The following is a 7,070-nucleotide window of genomic DNA, read 5'->3' as shown; positions in this document are numbered from 1 at the left end:
GGCGTAGCAATCGCCGCCGTAGCGCATCAGCCGCGCCTTGTCAGCCACAGCCTGGAACGCAGCCTTGCGCTCTGGGGTATCGAACATGTCCGGCGTCGTGCACATCAAGGTTGCCGCCGCCAGGTCTGCACAGGCGCGGGTCTTCAATGGCGTGCCGCTGCGCCACGCACCTTCGGGGGTACCGACGAAACGCTCACCGGTGAAAGGTTGGTTCATCACCCCCAGCACGGGGCGGGTACCATCGTTCAGGGCGATCAGCGTGCCCCACAGTGGCAGGCCGGTGATGAAGGCGCGGGTGCCATCGATGGGGTCGAGCACCCAGGTCAATGGGCTGCTGCCGATTGCCACCCCCTGCTCTTCGCCAAGAATGCCGTGTTCCGGGTAACGCGCCTGGATCAGCGTGCGCATGGCGTCTTCGGCAGCCTTGTCGGCCACGGTCACCGGGTCGTACAGGCGCCCGCCCTTGTCCTCGACGTCCAGGCTGGCACGAAAGTACGGCTGGATCGCGGCTGCAGCGGCATCGGCCAACTGCTCGGCGAAGGCGCGGAATTCGCCGGTCTGTTCAGCACTCAGGGACATGAAACGGGCCTCGTGAAATGATGGGGCTGGCATCATACCCGACAAACCCTTTGGCGGTAGACGCCTGCGTATTCGCGGGCAAGCCCGCTGCCGCCTAGACTGAACAGACCAGATCAACAGGCATGAACCGGGGGGCTGCCCACACGTGGAGGTGTGCGATGAGCCAGTTCAAGCGTTTGTTAGTCATGCTCGGCCCGCAGATGCGTTACACGCCCGCGCTGCAACGCGCGGCGGCGTTGGCTGAATCCAGCGGTGCCCTGCTGGATATCAATGTCTTCGTCGACGATGTCGACACCTTTGGCCTGATGAGCGACGGCCGTGAACGCGAGCGGCTGCTTGCCGACAACCGCCAGTGGCTGGCCGATGCCACCGAGCAATTGCGCGATGACGGCCTGGATGTGTCCACCGAACTGCTGCTCACCCGCGATCCGCTGGGCAGCGTGATCGAGCGCATCGAGCAGTTGGGCTGTGATTTGCTGATCAAGGATGTACAGCACGAACCGGTGCTCAAGCGCCTGTTGGTCACACCGCTGGACTGGCAACTGCTCAAGGACAGCCCGGTGGCCGTGCACCTGGTCAGCGACATTCGCCTGCCGCTGCCCCGGCAAATCGCCGTCGCCGTCGACCTCAACAGCCACGGTGCCGGCGAACACCTGGACGAGCAGGTGATCCACTGCGCCCATGCCTTGGCCCTGCAGTGCAACGCCGAACTGCACCTGTTGCATGTATGCGATGCGGCCAGGACCCATCTCGCCGACTTCGGCGCCGGCACGGTGACCATGCCCGGTTTCGAGGGCAGTGTGCGCACCGCGCAACGGGCAGCGTTCAATCGCCTGGGTGACCATCACCAGGTCCCGCTGGAACGCCGACACTTTCTGGAAGGTGCAGCGATTCGGGCGATTGCCCAGTTCGTCAGCCACGGCCGGGTCGATGTGATCGTGATGGGCAACCACCGGCATGACGCCATGCAGACGTTCCTGGGCGGGACCACGGCGCATGTGCTGGAGCATCCGTTGTGCAATGTGCTGGCGGTCAAAGGGGTGCGTTGAGGCATCAGCTGAGATTTTTGGGCTGTCGGATCGAGCGCCGGCTGCGCGGTGCTTGATCTGACAGCCCAGTCAATCGCACGACCAGCACCAAACTGGTACTCCCGACCCACTTAAAAATAATGCATTTGATAATGATTCGTAGTACTTTCGCGACCTATCAATCCCCTTCCTAGCGCCCTACTTCAGGATCGTACCGTCGATGCGTCGCACGTTCGTTTCGCTTTGTGTACTACATGCTGTCTCCCCGCTGGCTTTCGCCGAGGCTGAAACACTCGGTAACCCCGCCCAGATCGAACTCCAGGCCCTGAACATTAATGGTACCGCCGACAGCGAACGCGCCGATGGACCGGTCGAGGGCTACAAAGCCAGTCGTTCGGCCAGTGCCACGCGCACAGACACCGCGCTGCACGAAATACCGCAGTCGATTAGCGTCGTACCCAAGGATGTACTCGAAGACACCGGCGCCACGCGGCTGCAGGACGGCCTTGACTACGCAGGCGGCGTTGGCCGCGCCAACAACTTTGGCGGCCAGGGCCTGACCACTTTCACGGTGCGCGGTTTCACCACGGGCGAGTTCTACCGCAATGGCTTCCCGATCAACCGTGGCTACCCCAACGCCCCCGATGCCAACAGCGTCGAGCGGCTGGAAGTGATCCGCGGCCCGGCCACCAGCCTCTATGGCCGTGGCGACCCGGGCGGGACCTTCAACGTGGTCAGCAAGCAGCCACTGGCCGATCCCAAGGTAACGCTTGGCAGCCAGCTCGACGACCAGGGCATGCACCGGGCAACGCTCGATGCCACGGGGCCGCTCAATGAAGATGGCTCGCTCGCCTACCGCCTGAACGTGCTGGGTGAAGGTGGTGATAGCTTCCGCGACGATGTCGAGAGCGAACGCTATGACGTTGCGCCCGTGCTGAGCTGGCAGGTCAATGACGCCACGAAGATCGTCTTCGAGGGCGACTTCATGCGCAACAACCACCCGCTCGACCGGGGCCTTACCCGCCTGCCCGGCCAGCGCGGCACTGCCTCGCGTGACACCAATATCTGGGAAAAAGGCAGCGACAACCTGCTGCACAACGACAACAACATGGCGCAGTTGCGCTTCGAGCACGCGCTCAGCGAAGACTGGACCTTGGGTGGCGGCATGCAGTGGCTGGACGGCTCACTCAAGGGCAACGCCGTGGAAGCCAATGCGTTGCAGGCTGATGGCCAAACCCTTGGGCGCAACTTCAACTACCGCAAGCTCGAATGGACCGACCGCGACTACCAGCTCAACCTGACCGGCCACTTCGACACAGGTGGCTTCGCCCACACCCTGCTGACCGGTATCGAATATGAAGACTACGACTACAGCTCGATCATTCAACGCTCGGCCGCCGGTGCCGGCGCCTATCCGATCGACATCTTCGACCCGGTGCCGGGCCAGCCGCGCCCTGCCCTGACCCGCACGACTACCCACGACAAGGAAAACCTCAAGACCTGGGCCGCCTTCATCCAGGACCAGGTCGCCCTGACCGAGCGCCTGAAGGCACTGGCCGGGGTGCGCTTCGAGCGTTACGAGCATGACTACGACAACAAGCTGAACAATGCTGGTGACTTCAGCAAGGGCGAAAACGGCGTCACCCCTCGTTTCGGCCTGCTGTATGGCATCACCGACACGCTTGCCGTGTACGCCAACACCGCGCGGTCGTTCAAACCCAACAGTGGCGCCAGCCTGCAAGGCAGTGGTTTCGACCCGGAGAAAGGCAAGTCGTATGAGTTGGGTGTGAAGTGGGAAGCGCCCGATCGCCAGCTAAGCATCGACGCGGCTGTCTACCACATCGTCAAGGAAAACGTGCTGACCCGCGACCCCAATGACCCTTCCGGCACCTACAGCATCGCCGCCGGCGAGGTGCGCAGCCGCGGGCTGGACATCAACATTGCCGGCAACCTCACCCCTGAGTGGCGTGTGATCGGTGGCTATGCCTATGTCGACGCCGAAGTCACCCAGGACAACACGGTGCCCACCGGCACGCGCCTGGCGAACATCCCACGCAACAGCTTCAGCCTGCTGAACACCTACGAGTTTCAGGATGGACTGGCCAAGGGCCTGGGGCTGGGGGTTGGGGTGAAGTACATCGATGACCGTGCCGGGCAGACCGCCGCGACGACCTACACCATGGCGAGCTACAGCGTGGTCGACCTGCACAGCTTCTACAAGGTCAACGAGCATGTACGGCTGAACCTGGACGTGAAGAACGTGTTCAACAAGGGCTATGACGAAGGGGCGTTCAACACTTACGTGTACCCGGGTGCACCGCGCACGGTGCAAGCCGGGGTTTCGTACACCTTCTGAATGGCCGAGGCCGCTGGCGCGGCCCGCCGTTTCAGAACGCCTTGCTGTAGAACAGCGAGTAGGATTCGATGCCGTCGTTCGGCTGTTTGATACCGGCATTGGAGTAGTGCATGGCACGGATGCCGACTTTCTGCTCGCCCGGCAACTTCAGGCCGAAACCGATGCGGTCCTCGAAATTGACCGACGAACCCAGGTGTTGATCGCCGACATCGGTCTTGGAAAATGCTGCCAGGCCGATGCCTGCCTCGATGTACGGGGTGTAGGTGAAGCCGCTGAACTCGTAGGTGAACACCGGGCTGAACGACAGCGAGTGAGCACCGCTGGCCTCGCCACCTTCCCAGTAGGTGTAGGCCGCATCCCAATAACCGGTCACGAAGCCGGTGCTGCTTTGCAGCCATTTCTTGTCCCAGTCGAAGGCCAGGCCTACACGGTAAGTCATGTCGCCCTGGCTGGTGGCGCCCACGGCGCCGGACACCTGCGCGGCCTGGGCCAGATTGGCCCCGGCAACGGCCAATGCGGCGGCTGCCAGCATAGTGGCAAGACGGGTTTTCATCGATGACATCTCCTGATGGTCAACACGGGCAAGCGGGGGCTTTTGCCCCTCGATTTTTACGGTGGCCGGTGCATCCAACCGGTCACACGAGGTAATACTTTTCTGATTATTGTCCAATTAATCAGAAAGTTGGAAGTGAATTGCCACCAATGGCTAATGTTCAGTACGGTCTGAGCCAGCGCGCCGCTCCTCAAGCAGCTTAACGAACATGCTCAAGCTGCGCGACACGGTACCGCGGCGCCACACCAGCCAGGTCTTGAGGTAGCGAAAATCCTCCGACATGGGCCAGGCGCTAACCGTGGTGCAGCCGGGCATGTTGTCGAGCATGCTGCGTGGCAACATGGCCAGGCCGGCACCTGCGCTGACGCAGGCGAGCATGCCGTGGTAGGACTCCATTTCATGGATCTTGCCTGGTACCGCCTGGTCCTGGACGAACCAGTTCTCGAAATGATGGCGGTACGAGCAGTTGGCACGGAAGGCGTAGATACTCGCACCGTTGACGTCCTGCGCACGGGTTACCGGGGCATGGTTGAGCGGCGAGATGATCACCATCTCCTCCTCGAATACCGGCATGCCTTCAAGCGTGGGGTGCAACAACGGGCCATCGACGAATGCTGCCACCAGGCGCCCGGACAGCACGCCTTCAAGCATGGTCCCCGACGGCCCGGTGGAAAGGTCCAGGTCGACTTTCGGGTAGCGCTGGTTATAGGCGGCCAGCAATGCCGGTATACGCACGGCTGCGGTGCTCTCCAGCGAACCCAGGGCGAAGGTGCCTTGCGGGTCTTCGCCCGCCACCGTCAACCGGGCCTCGTGCACCAGGTCGAGGATGCGCCGGGTGTATTCGAGGAAGTTCCAGCCAGCCGGCGACAGGCGCAGGCGGCTTTTTTCACGGATGAACAACTCGACACCCAGGTCTTCCTCCAGCTGCTTGATGCGCGTGGTCAGGTTAGACGGCACCCGATGGATGTGCTGGGCGGCGGCGCTGATGCTGCCCTGTTCGGCCACTGCCTTGAAGATCTCCAATTGCACCAGATCCACAGTCATTCTCCAAACGTGAATATTTCGCTCATTATTATTCAGTTTTCATTAAACCCCTAGCCCACTAGTCTGGCCTCACTGATGAACAACAACGAGTGTGCAGCCATGAGCCAGATCAGCAGCCTGACCCACGCCATCTCCATCGACCCGCACAGCGGCGAGCAGATCGGCAGCTACCCTTTCGACACCGACGCCGCACTGGAAGCGGCGCTGCAACGTGCCAAGGCTGGCTATCGCCAGTGGCGCCAGGTGTCGCTGGGTCAGCGCAGCGAGTACCTGCTTGCCCTGGCCGACACTCTTGAGGCCAAGGCCGAAACCTTCGCGCAGATGATCAGCCGCGAAATCGGCAAGCCGATCAGCCAGGCCCGAGGTGAAGTGAACAAGTGCGTCGGCCTGTGCCGGTGGTACGCCGAGCACGGCCCGGCGATGCTTGCTTCTGAGCCGACCCAGGTCGAAAAAGCGCGTATCGAATACCGCCCGCTGGGCCCGATCCTGGCCGTGATGCCGTGGAATTTCCCGATCTGGCAGGTGCTGCGTGGCGCCGTACCGGCGATCCTGGCCGGCAACACCTATGTGCTCAAGCATGCGCCGAACGTCATGGGCAGCGCCTATCTGATGGGCGACCTGTTCAAGGATGCCGGCTTGCCCGAAGGCGTGTTCGAGGTACTCAACGTGACCCCGGACGGCGTCACCCGCGCCATCAACGACCCGCGCATCGCTGCCGTGACGTTGACCGGCAGCGTGCGTGCCGGCATGGCGATCGGCGCCCAGGCCGGTGCCGCGCTGAAGAAATGCGTGCTCGAGCTGGGAGGCTCCGACCCGTTCATCGTGCTGGCCGACGCCGACCTGGATGCTGCGGTGAAAGCCGCCGTGGTCGGCCGCTACCAGAACACCGGGCAGGTCTGCGCTGCGGCCAAGCGCCTGATCGTGGAAGAGAGCATCGTCGAGGCATTCACGCGCAAGTTCGTCGAGGCGACACGCCAGTTGAAGGTCGGCAACCCGCTGGAAGATGACACCTACATCGGCCCGATGGCGCGCTACGACCTGCGCGACGAGCTCGATGGCCAGGTCCAGGCGACCCTCGCCGAGGGCGCCACCTTGCTGTTGGGCGGCAACAAGGTCGAAGGCGTGGGCAACTTCTACGCACCGACCGTGTTCGCCAACGTCACCCCGGACATGACCGCGTTCAAGCAGGAACTGTTCGGCCCCGTGGCTGCGATCATCACTGCCCGCGATGCCGAACATGCGGTGGAGCTGGCCAACGACAGCGAATTCGGCCTGGCATCGACCATCTACACCGCAGACTATGCCCTGGCCGAGCGCATGACGGCAGCGCTGGACACCGGTGGGGTGTTCATCAACGGCTATTGCGCTTCTGACCCCCGCGTGGCCTTTGGTGGGGTGAAAAAGAGTGGCTTCGGGCGTGAGCTGTCGCATTTTGGCGTGCGCGAGTTCACCAACGCGCAAACCGTGTGGCTGGATCGCAACTGATTTCGTGAGCCGGGGCTGCTTTGCA

The 7,070-nt window shown here is 62.6% G+C and carries 6 protein-coding genes; 3 read left to right on the top strand and 3 right to left on the bottom strand.

Features of this window, described 5'->3' with window-relative positions:
• Positions 1–579 (bottom strand): inositol monophosphatase family protein (locus BLX42_RS15095; protein WP_161872086.1); only part of this gene is annotated, 579 nt, incomplete at its 3' end.
• Positions 580–737: 158 nt separating this feature from the next.
• Here BLX42_RS15095 and BLX42_RS15090 point away from each other — a divergent pair.
• Together BLX42_RS15090 and BLX42_RS15085 are read left to right on the top strand one after the other, a co-directional pair.
• Entirely contained in the window at positions 738–1,628 is an 891-nt protein-coding gene (locus BLX42_RS15090; RefSeq protein WP_046786012.1) for a universal stress protein, read from the top strand.
• Positions 1,629–1,827: 199 nt separating this feature from the next.
• Positions 1,828–3,963 carry a TonB-dependent siderophore receptor gene (locus tag BLX42_RS15085; protein WP_161872085.1) on the top strand — a complete coding sequence of 712 codons (2,136 nt, stop codon included), beginning with the start codon at positions 1,828–1,830 and terminating at the stop codon, positions 3,961–3,963.
• Positions 3,964–3,994: 31 nt separating this feature from the next.
• On the opposite strand, the gene BLX42_RS15080 is transcribed toward BLX42_RS15085, so the two are convergent.
• Together BLX42_RS15080 and BLX42_RS15075 are read right to left on the bottom strand one after the other, a co-directional pair.
• Complete coding sequence (locus tag BLX42_RS15080; RefSeq protein WP_125923697.1) at positions 3,995–4,516, bottom strand: acyloxyacyl hydrolase; 522 nt, start codon at positions 4,514–4,516, stop codon at positions 3,995–3,997.
• A gap of 153 nt (positions 4,517–4,669) precedes the next feature.
• A complete protein-coding gene (locus tag BLX42_RS15075) occupies positions 4,670–5,554 on the bottom strand; it encodes a LysR family transcriptional regulator (protein ID WP_046786398.1) in 885 nt (294 codons plus the stop codon).
• A 105-nt stretch (positions 5,555–5,659) separates the two neighbouring features.
• Between BLX42_RS15075 and BLX42_RS15070 the strand changes: the two genes are divergently transcribed.
• On the top strand, positions 5,660–7,045 hold the full coding sequence (locus BLX42_RS15070; protein WP_161872084.1) for an aldehyde dehydrogenase family protein: 1,386 nt from the start codon (positions 5,660–5,662) through the stop codon (positions 7,043–7,045).
• The last annotated feature ends 25 nt before the right edge of the window (positions 7,046–7,070 follow it).

Source organism: Pseudomonas sp. SG-MS2 (assembly GCF_009933855.1).
In the GTDB taxonomy this organism is placed as follows: Bacteria; Pseudomonadota; Gammaproteobacteria; order Pseudomonadales; family Pseudomonadaceae; genus Aquipseudomonas; species Aquipseudomonas putida_E.
The sequence above is the reverse complement of the archived record's forward strand: the minus strand, read 5'-3'. Positions and strand labels throughout refer to the sequence as shown.